Source organism: Saccharopolyspora sp. NFXS83 (assembly GCF_026241095.1).
Classification (GTDB): Bacteria; Actinomycetota; Actinomycetes; order Mycobacteriales; family Pseudonocardiaceae; genus Saccharopolyspora_C.
Genome location: NZ_JAPFGB010000017.1, coordinates 123,177 through 141,119, shown reverse-complemented (window position 1 = coordinate 141,119; position 17,943 = coordinate 123,177). Strand labels below are relative to the sequence as shown.

Here is a 17,943-nt window from a genome sequence, read left to right as displayed (position 1 = left end):
TCGTGGCGGAGCCACTCGGGAAAAAGATCCCGCAGCGAGGAAGCCGCTGAGGTTCCGCCACCCGACCACCAAAGCAACAAGAGCCGTCGAAGATCAACCAAGCCGGTTGCGCAAGCGTAGGCCGAAGCCGCCGGCGGCCAGCAAGACCGCGCCCACGAGCAGCACGATGAGCGGGCCGCCCAGGGCTCCTCCGGTCCAGTGGTAGAGCGCTTCGGGGACGGCGACCGTCACGCCGATCACGCCGAACACGAGCAGGACGGTGGAGCGCAGCCGCAGGAACGCCGCGAAGCACACCACGGCCAGCACGAAGGTCGTGGCGTAGCTCCACGACTGGTGTCCGACGACGGTCCACTGCGCGCCGGATAGCGCGGTGGCCGCGCCGATCCCGAAGCCCACTTCGCGCCGGATCCGTCCCGCGCGGTCCCGCGCGGGACGTTCGAGGAATCCGCCCGCGCTCAGCGCCGCCCAGGCCGCGCCGAGCGCGATCAGCAGCACCATCTCGGGGATCCGCTCGCCGCCGATCCACTCGCCGGGCAGCGACAGCGCGAACCCGTACGCGAAACCGCCGGTGGCGAGCAGTCCGGGCACCGTGGGCAGCGCCGCGCAGGCGACGGCCGCCACCAGCAGCCCCGCGCCGGTGGCCACCATCGCCACGTCCAGCGATCCGAGGTGGTCGAGCCCGGAGCCGACCGCCATGGCCGTCGTCCCGGACGCGAGCGCGAACAGCACGGCCACGACGCGGCTGCGCCGGGACGGCTCGGCCGCCGCGAGCTCGCGCACGCCGCGCGGCGAACCGGCGATGAAGATCCCGGCCGCGACGAGCAGCGCGGTGGCCGCCGCCAGCAGCCCCACCCGGGCGGCCTGGGAGAGGTCCTCCCAGGACATGCCGAGCAGCAGGGACGCGCCGCCCAGCACCAGGGCTCCGCCGGCGTACCCGAGCACTTCCCAGAGACCACCGGGGCGCTGCGGCGCGGCTTCGGCCGACAGCTCCGCTGTCACCGCTTCGCTCTGCTCAGCGGTGAGCGTGCCGCGTTCCACGAGGCGTTCCAACGCCCGCCGCTGCCGCGGGGGCAGTTCCGCGCTCATCGTCCATCCCTCCGTCGGTGATCTTCACCCGACCGTCTCACAGCACGGTCGGGTGCACTCGCACTTCGGGGACGGCACCGGGGCGGCGCCGGGTTGTCACGGCCAGGGCCAGCCCAGGACCGGCAGGCCGAGCGCGGAGTCCACCGCGAGCGCCACGCACACGATCATCAGGTACGTGTTGGACATGTGGAACAGCCGCATCGGCTTGGTGGGCTCACCGCGCTTGGTCGCGGAGTGCAGCCGGTGCGCCAGCCACAGGAACCAGGCGCCGGAGGCCACGGCGAACACCGCGTAGAGCCATCCCGTCGCCGGGGCCAGCAGCAACGTCCACAGCACCATCAGCCAGCTGTAGGCGACGATCTGCCGGGACACGTAGGACGGTTCGGCCACGACGGGCAGCATCGGCACGCCCGCGCGCTCGTAGTCGGCCTTGTACTTCACCGCCAGCGCCCAGGTGTGCGGCGGCGTCCAGAAGAAGATGATCCCGAACATGACCAGCGCGGGCCAGTCCACCCGGCCGGTCACCCCGGCCCAGCCGATCACGACCGGCATGCAGCCCGCGGCGCCGCCCCAGACGATGTTCTGCGCGGTGCGGCGCTTGAGCACCAGGGTGTAGATCAGGACGTAGAACAGGATCGTGGCGACGGCGAGCACCGCGGCCAGCAGGTTCGTGGTGGCCCAGAGGAAGCCGAACGATCCCAGGCCCAGCACGATGCCGAAGATCAGCGCGTGCCGGTTCGAGACGGTGTGGCGGACCAGCGGCCGGGCGCGGGTGCGCTGCATGACTTGGTCGATGTCGGCGTCGGCCACGCAGTTGAGCGCGTTGGCGCTGCCCGCGGCCATGGTGCCGCCGATCAGCGTGGACAGCACCAGCCAGGGCGAGGGGATGCCGCGTTCGGCCAGCAGCATCGCCGGGATGGTGGTGACCAGCAGCAGTTCGATGACGCGCGGTTTGAGCAGCCCGAGGTATGCCTTGAGCAGGTCACCAGGGCGGGACGCGTGCTGCCGGGGCTCGGCCGCGGCGGTGTCGGTGCTGGTCACGAGGCCGCTCCGCACGCCACCCCGAGCGCCGTGCCGCCGGGGAGCGCGGCCGAGGCCGCGCCGGGGTGTCCGCCCAAAGCGAAGCGCACCGAAGGCATGGGACTCCTAGTCAGCTCGGGTGACCGGCCGGAACGACGGCGGCCGACCGTCCTGAATAGTAGGCGCGCTACGCCCCACGGCCCCCGCAGGGTCCCGCCCTCGCCCGAGCGGCGCGCCGCGCCGGTACCGTGAGGTGGGCCGTCGGACGCGCAGCGCGGGCAAACGTTGGTCATCGGCGCCGCGTCGTCCCGGTCGGGGTTCGCCGTTAGCGCGGCGAGAACCGCAGCGCACGGCTCCGCTCCCGCGCACCGCACGGGGCGCTTGCCGGGGGCTCGGCAACGAGCGCGGAGCCGGCGCCGGTGAGCCGCGCGGACGGCGATCCGGCGAACGGCGAGGGGTCACCGCCCACGATGGTCGGCCGACCCGCGATCCTCTCACTCCGGTGGGGGACCGCATCAATTCAGGCGGGCCGCCGCGTGCCTACGGGGTCACGGCTAGGCTGCCCGCTGGACGAGGGATAACTGCGGTCCGAATCGGTCCGGGTCAGCGGGCGACGCGCCGGAGCCGCGAAGGACCGCTTCGATTGAAACTTGGAGCTGCGTCCGTGTCCGTCACCGACGATCTTGCCCGCTTGACCACCAAGCGACTGCCCGCAGACTGGACCGAGTTGGACCAGCGCGCCGTGGACACGGTCCGGGTGCTGGCCGCCGACGCGGTCGAGAAATGCGGCAGCGGGCACCCAGGCACCGCCATGAGCCTGGCCCCCGCCGCCTACGCGCTGTTCCAGCGCGTCATGCGGCACGACCCCACCGACGCCGACTGGATCGGCCGGGACCGCTTCGTGCTGTCCGCGGGCCACTCCAGCCTGACGCTGTACCTCCAGCTGTTCCTGTCCGGGTACGGGCTGGAGCTGGACGACATCAAGGCGCTGCGCACCTGGGACTCCAAGACCCCCGGTCACCCGGAGTACTGGCACACGCCCGGCGTCGAGACCACCACCGGCCCGCTGGGCCAGGGCCTGGCCAACGGCGTCGGCATGGCCATCGCCGCCCGCCGCGAGCGCGGCCTGCTGGATCCGGAGTCGGCACCGGGCGAGAGCCTGTTCGACCACCAGATCTACGTGATCGCCTCCGACGGTGACATCGAGGAGGGCGTGACCTCCGAGGCGTCGTCGCTGGCGGGCACCCAGCAGCTGGGCAACCTCACGGTGATCTACGACGCGAACGAGATCTCCATCGAGGACGACACCAAGATCGCGCTGTCCGAGGACACCGCGAAGCGCTACGAGGCCTACGGCTGGCACGTGGTGACCGTCGACGGCGGCGAGGACGTGGCCAGCCTGCTGGACGCGCTGGACGCGGCCAAGGGCAAGCCGGACCAGCCGACGCTGATCGTGCTGCGCACCGTGATCGGTTTCCCGGCGCCGACGAAGATGAACACCGGCAAGGCGCACGGCGCCGCGCTGGGCGGCGACGAGATCACCGGCATCAAGAACGCGCTGGGCTTCGACCCGGACAAGACGTTCGAGGTCTCCGACGAGGTCCTCGCGCACGCCCGCAAGGTCGTCGACCGCGGCCAGGCCGCGCACGCCGAGTGGCAGCAGGGCTTCGACGCGTGGGCCGCGGCGAACCCGGAGCGCAAGGCGCTGCTGGACCGCATCCGCGTCCGCGAGCTGCCCGCCGGTTGGCACGAGAAGCTGCCGACGTGGGAGGCCGACGGCAAGGGCGTCGCCACCCGCAAGGCCTCCGGTGAGGTGCTGGCCGCGCTGGCCGACGTGCTGCCGGAGCTGTGGGGCGGTTCCGCCGACCTGGCGGAGAGCAACAACACCACGATGAAGGGCGTCGACTCGTTCGGCCCCGCGCACATCTCCACCAACTCGTGGAACGCCCAGCCGTACGGCCGGACGCTGCACTTCGGCGTCCGCGAGCACGCCATGGGCTCGATCCTCAACGGCATCGCGCTGCACGGCGGCACCCGCCCCTACGGCGGCACCTTCCTGATCTTCAGCGACTACATGCGTCCCGCGGTGCGGCTCGCGGCGCTGATGAAGGCCCCGACGATCTACGTGTGGACGCACGACTCGGTCGGCTTGGGCGAGGACGGCCCGACGCACCAGCCGATCGAGCAGCTGTCCTCGTTGCGCGCCATCCCCGGCCTGTCCGTGGTGCGCCCGGCGGACGCGAACGAGACCTCGTTCGCGTGGAAGGCCGTGCTGGAGGACACCAGCGCCCCCGCCGGTCTGGCGCTGACCCGCCAGGGCGTGCCGACGCTGGAGGGCACCGACGCCGAGGGCGTCGCCAAGGGCGGCTACGTGCTGGCCGAGGCCTCCTCCGGCACCCCGGAGCTGGTGATCATCGCCACGGGTTCCGAGGTCCAGCTGGCCGTCGAGGCCAGGAAGATCCTGGAGGCCGACGGCGTTGCCACTCGTGTGGTGTCGATGCCGTGCGTCGAGTGGTTCGACCGGCAGGACAAGGCCTACCGCCAGCAGGTGCTGCCCCCGTCGGTGCGCGCCCGCGTCTCGGTCGAGGCCGGGATCGCCCAGTCCTGGCACCGGTTCACCGGTGACCTCGGCGAGAACGTCTCGATCGAGCACTTCGGCGCCTCGGCGGACTACAAGACCCTGTTCGAGAAGTTCGGCTTCACCACCGAGGCGGTCGTCGACGCCGCCCGGCGAAGCCTGGAGAACGCGCGCTCCCACGCGTGAGTGGAGGTATTCCAGTGACGAACAACCAGAACCTCACCGCGCTCAGCCAGGCGGGCGTGGCGATCTGGCTGGACGACCTGTCCCGCCAGCGGATCACGTCCGGCAACCTGACCGAGCTGATCAACGACTACGCGGTCGTGGGAGTCACCAGCAACCCCACGATCTTCGCGAAGGCGCTGTCGAACGCGGCCGACTACAACGACCAGGTGCGCGAGCTCGCCGCCCGCGGCGCCAGCGTGGACGACACCGTCCGCGAGCTGACCACCAAGGACGTGCGCGACGCCGCCGACGTCTTCCGCAACGTCTACGAGGCGGGCGACGACGGCCGGGTCTCGCTGGAGGTGGACCCGCGGCTGGCGCACGACACCGACCGCACGGTCGCCGAGGCGCTCGAGCTGTGGAAGGCCGTGGACCGGCCGAACCTGATGGTCAAGATCCCGGCGACGGTCGAGGGCCTGCCCGCGATCACCCGGGTGCTGGCCGAGGGCGTCAGCGTGAACGTGACGCTGATCTTCTCCGTGGACCGCTACCGGGACGTGATGGACGCGTACCTGGCCGGTCTGGAGGAGGCCAAGGCCAACGGCCACGAGCTGAGCACCATCGCCTCGGTCGCGTCGTTCTTCGTGTCCCGCGTGGACAGCGAGATCGACAAGCGGCTGGAGGGCATCGAGGGCGGCCAGGACCTGCAGGGCAAGGCGGCCATCGCCAACGCCCGGCTGGCCTACGCGGCTTACGAGGAGGTCTTCGGCTCCGACCGGTTCCAGGCGCTGGCCGCCTCCGGCGCGAAGCCGCAGCGCGCGCTGTGGGCCTCGACCGGCGTGAAGGACCCGTCGTACTCCGACACCCGCTACGTCGATCAGCTGGTGGCGCCGAACACGGTCAACACCATGCCGGAGGCGACGCTGTTCGCCACCGCCGACCACGCTCAGGTGGACGGTGACCAGGTCAGCGGCACCAAGGACGCCTCGCAGCAGGTGTTCGACTCGCTGACCGCGGCGGGCATCGACCTCGACGACGTGTTCGCGGTGCTGGAGCGCGAAGGCGTCGAGAAGTTCGAGAAATCCTGGGAGGAACTGCTCGACACTGTGCGCGAGCAGCTCGACCAGGCCAAGTAACCGGCTGTTCCACCGCGGGTGTGCCCCGCGCTGACTCGGGGCACGCGTCGTTCTGCGGAACGCGCGTGCCCCGGGTGCTGCGGTCGGTCGGTGCCCCCGCGGTGGAGGCCGGACCGCTCACCGCCAACGCCGCCTATCCCCTAGACACAAGGAAGCAGATGGCAACCGAAACTTCAGTCGAGATCGCAGACGAGGGGCTGGCAGGGGAGGCTCGTCCGCTGGCCGAGCGGCTGACCTCGGGCAAGGCGGCGAGCGGCCTCGCGGCCGGCGACGCCACGCTGTGGGGCGCGGACGCCGAGAGCGAAGCGTCGATCCGGCTTTCCTGGACCACGCTGCACGAGAGCTCCCGCCCGTTGCTCGCGGAGATCGACGCGCTGCGCGCTGAGCTGCACGCCGACGGCGTGGACCGGGTCGTGCTCGCGGGCATGGGCGGGTCGTCGCTGGCGCCCGAGGTGATCGCCGCGACCGCCGGCGTGCCGCTGACCGTGCTGGACACCACCGATCCGGGTCAGGTCGGTGACGCCCTGTCCGGCGACCTGGACCGCACCGTGCTGGTCGTGTCGTCGAAGTCCGGGAACACCGTCGAGACCGACAGCCACCGCCGCATCTTCGAGGCCGCTTTTTCCGCGAACGGAATCGATCCGGCTACCCGCATCGTGGTGGTGACCGACCCGGGGTCACCGATGGAGACGACCGCGCGGGAGGCCGGCTACCGGCGGGTGTTCACCGCCGACCCGAACGTGGGTGGCCGCTACTCCGCGCTGACCGCTTTCGGGCTGGTCCCGACCGGGCTGGCCGGCGCGGACATCGCGGGCCTGCTCGACGAGGCCGCTGCCGCGTTTGACCTGGTCAGCGCCGACACCGAGACGAACCCGGCGATCGAGCTGGCCGCGGCGTGGGCCGCGGCGCACGAGCGCGGCGCCGAGAAGCTGGTGCTGGCCGACGGCGGCTCCGGCATCCCCGGCTTCGGCGACTGGGCCGAGCAGCTCATCGCCGAATCCACCGGCAAGCAGGGCACCGGCCTGCTGCCCGTGGTCGTGGAGAACCCGCAGGCCCCCGGCTTCGTCGACGCGGGCCGCGACGCCACGACCATCGCCGTCGGCGGCGCCGTCGACGGCGCGCAGCTGGTGACCACCGGCCCGCTGGGGGCCCAGTTCCTGCTGTGGGAGTTCGCCACGGCGCTGGCCGGCAAGCTGCTCGGCATCAACCCGTTCGACCAGCCCGACGTGGAGGCCGCGAAGAAGGCCGCCCGCGCGCTGCTCGACGGTCCCGACGGCGGTCCGGTGGTGACCCCGGCGCTGGTGGCGGGTTCCATCGAGGTCTACGCCTCCGGCGACTGGTTCAGCGCGGGCGTGGGCACCGTGGCCGAGGCGCTGCGCGCGTTCGTCAAGTCCGCGCCGAGCACCGGCTACCTCGCGGTGCACGCCTACCTGGACCGCCTCGACGACGCCTCCGCCGCACTGCTGCGCCCGGAGCTGGCGCGCCGCACCGGGCTGCAGACCACCTTCGGTTGGGGGCCGCGGTTCCTGCACTCCACCGGCCAGTACCACAAGGGCGGCCACCAGAACGGCGCGTTCCTGCAGATCACCGGTGAGCCCGAGGACGACCTGGACGTCCCGGAGCGGCCCTACACCCTGGCCGGCCTGCAACGGGCCCAGGCGCTGGGTGACGGGCAGGTGCTGGTGCAGCACAGCCGCCCGGTGCTGCGGCTGCACCTGACCGATCGGGCCGCCGGCCTGGTCGAACTGGTCAAGGCCGTCCAGGACCTGCACGAAGAGAGGGGTGGAGCGTGAGCTCCCGAGACCTGCCGCGCAACCCGCTGCGGGATCCGCGCGACAAGCGCCTGCCGCGGATCGCCGGGCCGTCCGGCCTGACGATCTTCGGCGTGACCGGGGACCTGTCCCGCAAGAAGCTGATGCCCGCGATCTACGACCTGGCCAACCGGGGGCTGCTGCCGCCGGGGTTCGCCCTGACCGGCTTCGCCCGCCGGGACTGGGAGGACCAGGACTTCATGCAGGTCGTCTACGAGGCGGTCAAGGAGCACGCGCGCACGCCGTTCCACCAGTCGGTCTGGGACCGGCTGGCGGAGGGCATCCGCTTCGTGCCGGGCTCGTTCGACGACCCGGAGGCGTTCGACCGGCTCGCCGAGACCGTCAAGCAGCTCGACAAGGAGCGCGGCACCGGCGGCAACCACGCCTTCTACCTGTCGGTGCCGCCGTCGGCGTTCCCGACGGTGCTGACCCAGCTTTCCCGCTCCGGGCTGACCGACCAGTCCCCGGATCAGTGGCGCCGGGTGGTCATCGAGAAGCCGTTCGGGCACGACCTGAAGAGCGCCCAGCACCTCAACAAGATCGTCAACGAGGTGTTCCCCGAGGACTCGGTGTTCCGCATCGACCACTACCTCGGCAAGGAGACGGTGCAGAACATCCTGGCGCTGCGCTTCGCGAACCAGCTGTTCGAGCCGCTGTGGAACGCCCACTACGTCGACCACGTGCAGATCACGATGGCCGAGGACATCGGGCTGGGCGGCCGGGCCGGGTACTACGACGGCATCGGTGCCGCCCGCGACGTCATCCAGAACCACCTGCTGCAGCTGATGGCGCTGACCGCGATGGAGGAGCCGGTGAGCTTCGCCCCGCAGGATCTGCGCGCGGAGAAGCTGAAGGTGCTCTCGGCGACCAAGCCCGTCGGCCCGTTCGACGAGACGACGGCGCGCGGGCAGTACACCGGCGGCTGGCAGGGCGGTTCGCTGGTGCCGGGCCTGCACGAGGAGGGCGGCTTCGCCGACGACTCGATCACCGAGACCTACGCGGCGATCACCCTCGAAGTGGAGAGCCGGCGCTGGGCCGGGGTGCCGTTCTACCTGCGCACCGGCAAGCGGCTGGGCCGTCGCGTCACGGAGATCGCCGTGGTGTTCAAGCGCGCCCCGCACCTGCCCTTCGACGACACCATGACCGAGGAACTGGGCCAGAACGCCCTGGTCATCCGGGTTCAGCCCGATGAGGGTGTGACGATGCGCTTCGGCTCGAAGGTCCCCGGCACCTCGATGGAGGTGCGGGACGTGACGATGGACTTCGGCTACGGCCACGCGTTCACCGAGTCGTCCCCGGAGGCCTACGAGCGGCTGATCCTGGACGTGCTGCTGGGCGAGCCGTCGCTGTTCCCGGTCAACGCCGAGGTCGAGCAGTCCTGGAAGATCCTCGACCCGGTGCTGGACCACTGGGCGGCGCGCGGAGCGCCGGAGAACTACAAGGCCGGGACGTGGGGTCCGCCCTCCGCGGACGCCATGATGGCCCGCACCGGACGCGTCTGGAGGCGACCGTGATCATCGACCTGCCCTCGACCACCACCTCGCAGGTCAACAAGAAGATGGTCGAGCTGCGCGAGACCGGTGGTGCGGTCGCGCTCGGCCGAGTCCTCACCTTGGTGATCGTCACCGGGGACGGCACGGAGACCGAGAAGGCCATCCAGGCCGCCAACGACGCCAGCCGGGAGCACCCGGCGCGGGTGATCGTGGTGGCGCGGGGCTCGAAGGAGGCCGCGCCGCGGCTGGACGCGCAGATCCGCATCGGCGGGGACGCGGGCGCCTCGGAGGTCGTGGTGCTGCGCCTCTACGGCGCGCTGGCCGACGAGGGCGCCGGTTCGGTGGTGCCGCTGCTGCTGCCGGACGCGCCGGTCGTGGCCTGGTGGCCCACCGAGGCGCCGGAGATCCCCGCGAAGGACCCGATCGGGCTGCTGTCGCACCGCAGGATCACCGACGCCGCCGCGGAACCCGACCCGATCCGGTTCCTGCAGTCCCGCGTCAAGTCCTACGTGGACGGTGACACGGACCTGTCGTGGACTCGGCTCACGTCGTGGCGCGCGATGCTCACCGCCGCGCTGGACCTGCCGCCGTACGAGGCGGTGACCAGCGCGGTCGTCACGGGCGCCGCCGATTCGCCGTCCACGGACCTGCTGGCCGGGTGGCTCGGCGCCTACCTGGAGGTCCCGGTGCAGCGGGTGGAGCACCCGCGCGGGCCGGGCATCGTCTCGGCTGAGCTGCGGCGCCCCTCCGGCTCGGTCAAGATCGTCCGCCCGGACGGCAAGGTCGGCACGCTGACCCAGCCGGGCCAGCCGGACCGCCGGGTCGCGCTGCACCGGCGGGAGGTCCGGGACTGCCTGGCCGAGGAGCTGCGGCGGCTCGACCCGGACGAGATCTACGAAGTGACCCTGGGCGGGCTCAGCGGTATCCGGCGCACCGACGAACCGGACCCCGAGCCGCCCCAGGCCGAGCAGGACGGTTCGGCCCAGGAGAAGGCGGAAGGCGACGCATGACCAGGCACCAGGTCGTCGTGCATCGCGACGGCGAAGTCCTGGCGGCGTCCGCCGCCGCCAGGTTGATCACCCGGATCGTGGACGCGCAGGCCGCGCACGGGACGGCCTCGGTGGTGCTCACCGGCGGTCGCACCGGCATCGGCGTGCTCGACCAGGTCCGGCTCTCCCCTGCCCGCGACGCAGTCGACTGGGCGAACGTGGACGTGTACTGGGGCGATGAGCGGTTCCTGCCGGACGGCGATCCGGACCGCAACGAGACCCAGGCCCGCGAGGCGCTGCTCGACCACGTGGGCGTCGACCCGGACCGGGTGCACCCGATGGCCCCGTCCGACGGCAAGTTCGGCGCGGACGCCGACGCGGCAGCCGCGCACTACGCGGAACTGCTGGCCACGACCGCCGAGCCCGCCGCCGATTTCCCGGTGCCGCGGTTCGACGTGCTGCTGCTCGGCGTCGGCGAGGAGGGGCACACGGCTTCGCTGTTCCCCGCCACGCCGTACGTCCGGGAGCAGCAGCGTGCGGTCGTGGGCGTGCACGACTGCCCGAAGCCGCCGCCGACGCGGATCTCGCTGACGCTGCCGACGATCCGCTCGGCCGTCGAGGTCTGGCTGATGACGACGGGCGCGGCGAAGGCCGAACCGGTGGCCGAGGCGCTCGGCGGGGCCGAACCGGACGCCATCCCGGCCGCCGGAGCGCTCGGCAGGGAGCGGACGGTGTGGCTGCTGGACACCGCCGCGGCGGCGCAGGTTCCGCACCGGAGCTGAGCACGTCCCACGACGACGGGCCGTTCGCTTCGATCGAGGCGAACGGCCCGTCGTCGTAAGTGGCCTTCCCATTTCTTCGGAAATTGGACCTTGGGGACGGCCATTTCCAGGTCGCAGGATGGTCGGCATGACCGAACCGACCGCCTCCCCCGCTCCGCCGCTGTCCACCACGCCCCGCACCACCCTGGGACGCAAGAGGGACCGCGCGGGCACCGACCGGGCGAGCCTGCACGAAGTCCTCGACGCCGCCCTGATCTGCCACCTCGGCCTGGTCCTCGACGGGCACCCGCAAGTGCTGCCCACCGGGTACGGCCGGGACGGCGAGGTGCTCTACCTGCACGGTTCCAGCGGGGCGCGCAGCATGCTCGCCGCCGGGGCGGAACCCGAGGTGTGCGTGACCGTCACCTTGCTCGACGCGGTCGTGTACTCGCGCACGCTCAACGACCACTCGATGAACTACCGCAGCGCCGTGATCTACGGCAGGCCGCGCCTGGTGACGGACCCGGCGCAGAAGGAGCACGGGCTGCGGGTGATCTCCGAACACCTCGCCCCCGGTTCGTGGGACCACGCCCGCGTCCCGAACGGCAAGGAGCTGGCGGCGGTGACGGTGCTGGCGCTGCCGCTGGACGAGGCTTCGGTGAAAGCGCGAACCGGCCCGCCCACCGACGATCCGGCGGAGCTCTCCTCACGTGCCTGGGCGGGCCTGCTCCCGCTGCACCAGCAATGGGGCACCCCGGTTCCCGCACCGGACCTGGCCGCGGACGTCCCCGCCCCACCGCACATCACCGAGCGCCGGATCTGACGCTCACGCCTTGCGCAGCCACGTGTCGAGCAGGCGGTGCCGCAGGGCGTAGCGGCAGCGCAGCAGCCGCCACTGGCCGTGCCCGGTGAACCCGGCGGTGCCGCGGGCGCCGATCAGCATCGCCCAGGTGCCCACGGCCAGGTCGTCTGCGATGGCGTTGAGCCGGTACCGCGCCAACCGCTGCTCGTCGGGCCGGCCGTCGATGAGCTCCGCGGCCCGTCGCCACTCGTCGTCGAGCTGGCAGGTCTCCACCAGCATCGTCGCGATGTCGTGGTGCGGATCGGCGTTGCCCGCGATGTCGAAGTCGACCAGCCGCACGTCGTTGCCCGGACCGAGCAGCACGTTCGACGGGCTGCCGTCCCGGTGGCAGGGCCGCACGTCGCGGCCCGCCGCGCGCAGCACCGCGCCGATCCGGCGGACCCGAGCGCGCATCCAGCTGAAGTCCGCGGGCAGGTCCGCGCCCGCCTCGGTCGCGAGCTCCGCCCACTGCTCGGCCTCGTCGAACACGTCCCGGTCCACCGGCATCGCCGGTCCGCGGTGCAGTGCGCGCTTCACGGCGGCGACCGCGCCGAGCACCTCGGGTTCGCGCAGGTGGTGCGGCTGCAACGGGTGGTAGGTGCTCGGCAGCCGCTCGTAGGCGATGGCACCCGCCTCGGCGGCGACGCCGCGCACGGCGGGTGCGGGTCCGGCCGAATGCGCGACGGCGGCGGTCTTCGCCACCTGTTCGGTGTCGACGAGGTCGGTGAGCACGTCGAGCAGGACCGTCACGAACAGGTCGTCCGGGTCGCCGACGAGGACCAGGCAGTCGTGCTCGGCCGCCCACCGGGTCCGCCCGAGCTCCGGTCGCACGGCTCGCTCGAACCCGGCCTCCCGGCGTCCGGTGACGGCGTCCACCGCGCGCCGGACCCGCGGTTCGCCGGGATTCGGTGTCTCTCGAACAGCGCTCATCCGGCCACGTTTCCCACTCCCCGGACGGTAGGACCGGGAGTGGCCGAACCCGAGACGTTCAGGTTTCCGGCGGGTTATCAGGTGGCGCTCAGATGTCGCGCGGGTAACCGGATCGGACATTCCGCGATCCGCACCGGGCGGGCACCGGAACCCCGGGCGGAATCGCCCGGGGTTCCGCGCCGATCACGGTTCGGCGAGCACGACCACGCCGTCATGGTCGCTCACGAGGTATTCGCCCGGCACGAAGCGCACCCCGCCGATCTCCACCGGGTCGTCGACGACGCCGTCACCGTTCTTCGTGCTCTTGCGCGGGTTCGAGCCGAGCGCCTTCACGCCGAAGTCCATGCCGGCCAGCACCGCCGTGTCGCGCACCGCGCCGTTGACGACGATCCCGCTCCAGCCGTTGGAGCGGCCGAGCTCGGCGATCAGGTCGCCCACCAGCGCGGTGTGCACCGAGGCCGCGCCGTCGATCACCAGCACCTGGCCCTCCCCCGGCGCGGAGAGGATCTTCTTGAGCAGCGCGTTGTCCTGGAAGCAGGTCACCGTGCGGATCCGCCCGGCGAACGCCTCGCGCCCGCCGTACTGCCGGAACTGCACGTCGCAGCTGCGGATGGCCGGGCCTTCGCGGTCCGCGAGGTCGGCGGTCGACAGGTCCATTTCGATCTCCCTCGCCTGAGCCTTCGGCGCCGCGAGCCGCCCCGGACGCCGAACCGTTGCCGGCGCGACACCGCCGCCGCGGAGGACGCGGCGAAGCGCTCGGACCATGATTCGGCAGAGCGTATCGCCTGATCATCGGGAGGGAGGGAACACGCGAGCAACACCACAGCCCGCGCGGGCGGGCGAGCTCAGGCGGAAACGGAAGCGGCGTCGCCGTGGTGCGCGCGCAACCATCCGCACCAATCGGCTAGCCCGTCACCGCGTTTCGCGGACAACTGCAACACCCGGATCCGCGGATTGATCCGCTGCGCGTGCGCGATGAAACGCTCGACGTCGAAATCCAGATGCGGCAGCAGATCCGTCTTGTTCAGCAGCACCAGATCGGTGCTTCGGAATACGTGCGGATATTTCAACGGTTTGTCCTCGCCCTCGGTGACCGAGGCGATCAACACCCGATGATGTTCTCCTAGATCGAACAACGCGGGAGCCGCGAGATTTCCGATGTTCTCGATGAACACGAGAGAGCGTCCGGCGGGCTGCAGCGAACGCAATCCCTCGTCGACCATGTCGGCGTCCAGGTGTCCGCCGGCACCGGTGTTGATCTGCACCACCCGGCAGCCCGCGATGCGCAGCCGATCGGCGTCCAGGTGGGTCTCCTGATCACCCTCGATGACCGAGATGGACATCGTCGCTCCCAGTTCGCGCAGCGTGCGCTCCAGCAGCGTCGTCTTCCCAGAACCGGGCGAGCTCATCAGGTTCAACGCGAGAATCCTGCGGCGTGCCAACGAGTCCCTGGTCCGCTCGGCCAGCGCGTCGGCGATCCGCTGCCTGGGCACCGAACCGTCCGAACAGGACTGCCCGGCCCCGCCGCTGGGCTCGGGGAAGTCCGGTCCCGACACCCGCACCCCGGCGCGGCCCGCCGCTGCGTACCCACCGCGCATGGTCACTTCCACCTCCAGGTGTGGCGTCCAGGCGGACTCCGGCGGATCCGTCCCAACGCGGTAAAGATCATCTCATCGTTGCAGAGAACCCGGCGGTTCTCCATACCGGAAAGGCCTGCGAAACGCGCATCGCGCACACATCACGCGGACAGAGCAATGCGCGCCGTGCCGCCGGAAACGGTCAGTGACCTGGCGGTGAGGCGCAGCCTCGCGCGCTTCCTGCCGACACCGCCCGCGGGCACGTCGAAAGGCTCCACGCATCCGGCGCACCACAACAGATCACCCAGCAACCGCCCACCCCCGATGGGCAATCCGCACTGCGGGCATTCGTCGAGGAAGGCGCGCACCACACCGTCTGCATTGCAGACCGCGATGAATTCCCCGGCGGCACGGGTGGTCACGATCTCCCCCTGCGCGAGGTCCGACACTCCCGGCACGTCCACCCACGATTCGGCGGGCGGATGAACCTCGGACGACACCATACGGTCCTGCTTTCCTGCGACGACGCCGTGACGCGGTGCGACCAAGCTAAGACCGCGCCGCCGCGGGGCACAACTCGATGTCCACCCCTCCGTGGCCCTCGCAACAGCGCACGGGCGGGCCGGAGAGATCTCCGGCCCGCCCGTGCGGACACGTCGTCAGCGCCCCTGGCGCTCCTTCAACTTGGTCAGCGCCTCTTCGAGGATCGCCAAGCCGTCGGAGTCGCTGCGCCGCTCCTTGACGTACGCCAAGTGGCTCTTGTACGGCTCGTTGCGCCGCGCCTCCGGCGGGTTCTGCTCGTCCTGGCCCGCGGGTAGACCACAACGGGGGCAGTCCCACTGGTCCGGTACCTCGGCGTCCATCGAGAAGAACGGCCGCGTGTGGTGGCCGTTGGCGCACCAGTAGTCCACTCGCCTGCGCGGGGCAGACTCGCCTCGCTCGGTCTCGCCCATCGGGCCCGCGCCGACGCGCGTGCCCCGGATCGCGTTACCGCCAGTCATGCACTCTCACCCACCAAGCCGCACGGAGGACCGGCCGCCCACCGGCCGGCCGCTGTTGGTTGACCGCTGCCAGCTCGCCGGACCGTCAACCGATCTTGATCAGCAGCCCGGTTCCGATGATGCAGATCACCCAGACCGCGATGACCACCATCGTGATCCGGTCCAGGTTCTTCTCCGCCACGCTGGAACCGGACAGGCTCGACTGCATGCCGCCGCCGAAGAGCGAGGAGAGCCCGCCGCCCTTGGCCCGGTGCAGCAGGACCAGCAGCACCAGCAGCACGCTCGTCAGGATCAGGCCGATCTGCAGGATTAGATTCATCACGTCCTCGTTCACACAGCGGTTCGCCACCGAGAGTACCGGGTGGCGTTCATCCGGTGGACCGCCGTCCGCCTTAGCGCCGGTGTTCCATCGAGTTCGGGTCGGTGCGACGACCGCTCCGGCCGCGCAGGACCCGCTCCCCGGGCGGGCACGGGTGGTGAGGGTACCGGTCCGCGCGGGTCGATCGGACGACGCCGCGCGGACCGGGTCACCGCCGGTGCGCGATCACGGCAGCGGGCCGCCCGCCGCCATGGCGCTGAGCTTGGTGAACTCGTCGCCGTTGAGGCTCGCGCCGCCGACCAGTGCGCCGTCCACGTCGGTCTGGCCGATCAGCTCACCGATGTTGCTGGACTTCACCGAGCCGCCGTAGAGCACGCGGACCTCGTCGGCGATCTCCTTGCCGTACTTCTCGGCCAGCGCCGCCCGCAGCGCCGCGCACACCTCCTGCGCGTCGTCGGCGGTGGCGACCTTGCCGGTGCCGATGGCCCACACCGGTTCGTAGGCCACCACGACCTCGCGGATCTGCTCGGCCTTGAGGCCCTTGAGCGCGTTGATCAACTGCGCGGTGCAGTGCTCGACGTGCCCGCCGGATTCGCGGACGTCGAGCTGCTCGCCCACGCACAGGATCGGCGACATGCCGTTCTTCAGCGTCGCCCGCACCTTGCGGTTCACGACCTCGTCGGTCTCCGCGTGGTACTCGCGGCGCTCGGAGTGCCCGACGACCACGTAGCTGCAGCCGAGCTTGGCCAGCATCGGTCCGGACACGTCACCGGTGTAGGCGCCGGAGTCGTGCTCGGAGACGTCCTGCGCGCCGTGCTTGAGCAGCAGCTTGTCGCCGTCGATGAGGGTCTGCACGCTGCGGATGTCGGTGAACGGCGGGATCACCGCCACCTCGACCTTCGCGAAGTACTTCTCCGGCAACGCGAAGGCGACCTTCTGCACCAGGGCGATCGCCTCGAGGTGGTTCAGGTTCATCTTCCAGTTGCCCGCGATCAGCGGAGTTCTGGCCATCAGTCGTTCCCCTCCAACACCGCGACGCCCGGCAGGTCCTTGCCTTCCAGGAACTCCAACGAGGCACCGCCGCCGGTGGAGATGTGCGAGAAGCCGTCCTCGGGCAGGCCCAGGCTGCGCACCGCAGCCGCCGAGTCGCCGCCGCCGACGACGCTGAACGCGTCCGAGTCGACGATGGACTGCGCCACGCCGCGGGTGCCCGCCGCGAACGCCTCGAACTCGAACACGCCCGCGGGCCCGTTCCAGAACACGGTCTTGGCCGCGCGCAGCGTCTCGGCGAACAGCTCCACGCTGCGGGGGCCGATGTCCAGGCCCATCCAGCCTTCGGGGATCGCGTCGGCGTCGACCACCTGGGTCTTCGCATCGGCCGCGAAAGCATCTGCGGCCACCACGTCCACCGGCAGCACCAGCTTGTCGGCGTGGTTCGCCAGCAGCTCGCGGGTGGCGTCGAGCTGGTCGTTCTGCAGCAGCGAGGAGCCGACCTGGTGGCCTTGGGCGGCCAGGAAGGTGTAGGCCATGCCGCCGCCGATGAGCAGCTTGTCCACCTTCGGCAGCAGCGCCTCGATCACGCCGAACTTGTCGGAGACCTTGGAACCGCCCAGCACCACCACGTACGGCCGCTTCGGGTGACCGGTGAGCGTGCGCAGCACGTCCACTTCGGACAGCACCAGGCCGCCCGCGTAACCCGGCAGCAGCTTCGCCACGTCGTAGACGGAGGCCTGCTTGCGGTGCACGACGCCGAATCCGTCGGACACGAACGCCGCGCCATCGCCGACGAGGTCGGCCAGTTCGCGGGCGAACGCGCCGCGCTCGGCCTCGTCCTTGCTGGTCTCGCGGGCGTCGAAGCGCACGTTCTCCAGCAGCGCCACCGAACCGTCGGCCAGGCCGTCCACCACCGAGCGGGCGGAGTCGCCGGTCACGTCACCGGCGACCGGCACCTCGGTGCCCAGCAGTTCGCCGAGCCTCCGCGCCACCGGGGCCAGCGAGAACTGCGGGTCCGGCTCGCCCTTCGGGCGGCCGAGGTGGGCGGTCACGACGACCCGCGCACCGGCCCCGGTCAGCTTCTCGATCGTCGGCAGCGACGCCCGCACCCGGCCGTCGTCGGTGATCTTGTCGCCGTCCAGCGGAACGTTGAGGTCGGCGCGCACCAGCACGCGTCGCCCCCGGACCCCTTCGGACAGCAGATCGTCGAGGTTGTTCACGTCTGCTCCTCACATGAAAGAGA

General features: G+C 71.3%; 17 protein-coding genes. 7 read left to right on the top strand and 10 right to left on the bottom strand.

Annotation, left to right across the window (positions count from 1 at the left end; genetic code table 11):
• Positions 1-93: 93 nt before the first annotated feature.
• Both OOZ19_RS19605 and OOZ19_RS19600 read right to left on the bottom strand, forming a co-directional pair.
• Positions 94-1,086, bottom strand: a complete 993-nt coding sequence (locus tag OOZ19_RS19605) for a DUF2157 domain-containing protein (RefSeq protein ID WP_266091574.1) — start codon at positions 1,084-1,086, stop codon at positions 94-96.
• 96 nt (positions 1,087-1,182) lie between these two features.
• Positions 1,183-2,127, bottom strand: a complete 945-nt coding sequence (locus OOZ19_RS19600) for a heme o synthase (protein WP_266091573.1) — start codon at positions 2,125-2,127, stop codon at positions 1,183-1,185.
• 643 nt (positions 2,128-2,770) lie between these two features.
• On the opposite strand from OOZ19_RS19600, the gene tkt reads away from it, so the two are divergent.
• The 7 genes from tkt (at position 2,771) to OOZ19_RS19565 (ending at position 11,862) form a co-directional block, all read left to right on the top strand.
• On the top strand, positions 2,771-4,870 hold the full coding sequence (tkt, locus tag OOZ19_RS19595; protein WP_266091572.1) for a transketolase: 2,100 nt from the start codon (positions 2,771-2,773) through the stop codon (positions 4,868-4,870).
• A gap of 14 nt (positions 4,871-4,884) precedes the next feature.
• Complete coding sequence (gene tal, locus OOZ19_RS19590) at positions 4,885-5,985, top strand: transaldolase (protein ID WP_266091571.1); 1,101 nt, start codon at positions 4,885-4,887, stop codon at positions 5,983-5,985.
• Positions 5,986-6,143: 158 nt separating this feature from the next.
• The gene (locus OOZ19_RS19585; RefSeq protein WP_266091570.1) at positions 6,144-7,778 is read left to right on the top strand and encodes a phosphoglucose isomerase-related protein; all 1,635 of its coding nucleotides are present in this window, start codon (positions 6,144-6,146) and stop codon (positions 7,776-7,778) included.
• Positions 7,775-9,310, top strand: coding sequence for a glucose-6-phosphate dehydrogenase (zwf, locus tag OOZ19_RS19580; RefSeq protein WP_266091569.1), 1,536 nt, complete (start codon positions 7,775-7,777; stop codon positions 9,308-9,310). The genes OOZ19_RS19585 and zwf overlap by 4 nt, the downstream gene beginning before the upstream one ends.
• The gene (gene opcA / locus OOZ19_RS19575; protein WP_266091568.1) at positions 9,307-10,299 is read left to right on the top strand and encodes a glucose-6-phosphate dehydrogenase assembly protein OpcA; all 993 of its coding nucleotides are present in this window, start codon (positions 9,307-9,309) and stop codon (positions 10,297-10,299) included. Before zwf ends, opcA begins: the two co-directional genes overlap by 4 nt.
• The gene (gene pgl, locus OOZ19_RS19570) at positions 10,296-11,060 is read left to right on the top strand and encodes a 6-phosphogluconolactonase (protein ID WP_266091567.1); all 765 of its coding nucleotides are present in this window, start codon (positions 10,296-10,298) and stop codon (positions 11,058-11,060) included. Before opcA ends, pgl begins: the two co-directional genes overlap by 4 nt.
• A gap of 127 nt (positions 11,061-11,187) precedes the next feature.
• Entirely contained in the window at positions 11,188-11,862 is a 675-nt protein-coding gene (locus tag OOZ19_RS19565) for a pyridoxamine 5'-phosphate oxidase family protein (protein ID WP_266091566.1), read from the top strand.
• A gap of 3 nt (positions 11,863-11,865) precedes the next feature.
• On the opposite strand, the gene OOZ19_RS19560 is transcribed toward OOZ19_RS19565, so the two are convergent.
• From OOZ19_RS19560 to OOZ19_RS19525, 8 genes are all read right to left on the bottom strand, one after another.
• Positions 11,866-12,810 (bottom strand): phosphotransferase, encoded by a 945-nt coding sequence (locus OOZ19_RS19560; protein WP_266091565.1) that lies wholly within the window; start codon positions 12,808-12,810, stop codon positions 11,866-11,868.
• Positions 12,811-12,993: 183 nt separating this feature from the next.
• Positions 12,994-13,467 carry a ribonuclease E activity regulator RraA gene (rraA, locus tag OOZ19_RS19555; protein ID WP_266091564.1) on the bottom strand — a complete coding sequence of 158 codons (474 nt, stop codon included), beginning with the start codon at positions 13,465-13,467 and terminating at the stop codon, positions 12,994-12,996.
• Between the two features lie 188 nt (positions 13,468-13,655).
• The gene (hypB, locus tag OOZ19_RS19550) at positions 13,656-14,408 is read right to left on the bottom strand and encodes a hydrogenase nickel incorporation protein HypB (RefSeq protein WP_507028816.1); all 753 of its coding nucleotides are present in this window, start codon (positions 14,406-14,408) and stop codon (positions 13,656-13,658) included.
• 140 nt (positions 14,409-14,548) lie between these two features.
• Positions 14,549-14,890, bottom strand: a complete 342-nt coding sequence (locus tag OOZ19_RS19545; protein ID WP_266091563.1) for a Rieske 2Fe-2S domain-containing protein — start codon at positions 14,888-14,890, stop codon at positions 14,549-14,551.
• A 156-nt stretch (positions 14,891-15,046) separates the two neighbouring features.
• Positions 15,047-15,388, bottom strand: a complete 342-nt coding sequence (locus OOZ19_RS19540; RefSeq protein ID WP_266091562.1) for an RNA polymerase-binding protein RbpA — start codon at positions 15,386-15,388, stop codon at positions 15,047-15,049.
• An 85-nt stretch (positions 15,389-15,473) separates the two neighbouring features.
• Positions 15,474-15,707 (bottom strand): preprotein translocase subunit SecG, encoded by a 234-nt coding sequence (gene secG / locus OOZ19_RS19535; protein ID WP_184478213.1) that lies wholly within the window; start codon positions 15,705-15,707, stop codon positions 15,474-15,476.
• Positions 15,708-15,932: 225 nt separating this feature from the next.
• On the bottom strand, positions 15,933-16,718 hold the full coding sequence (tpiA, locus tag OOZ19_RS19530; RefSeq protein WP_266091561.1) for a triose-phosphate isomerase: 786 nt from the start codon (positions 16,716-16,718) through the stop codon (positions 15,933-15,935).
• Positions 16,718-17,920, bottom strand: coding sequence for a phosphoglycerate kinase (locus OOZ19_RS19525; protein ID WP_266091560.1), 1,203 nt, complete (start codon positions 17,918-17,920; stop codon positions 16,718-16,720). Before OOZ19_RS19525 ends, tpiA begins: the two co-directional genes overlap by 1 nt.
• Between the last annotated feature and the right edge of the window lie 23 nt (positions 17,921-17,943).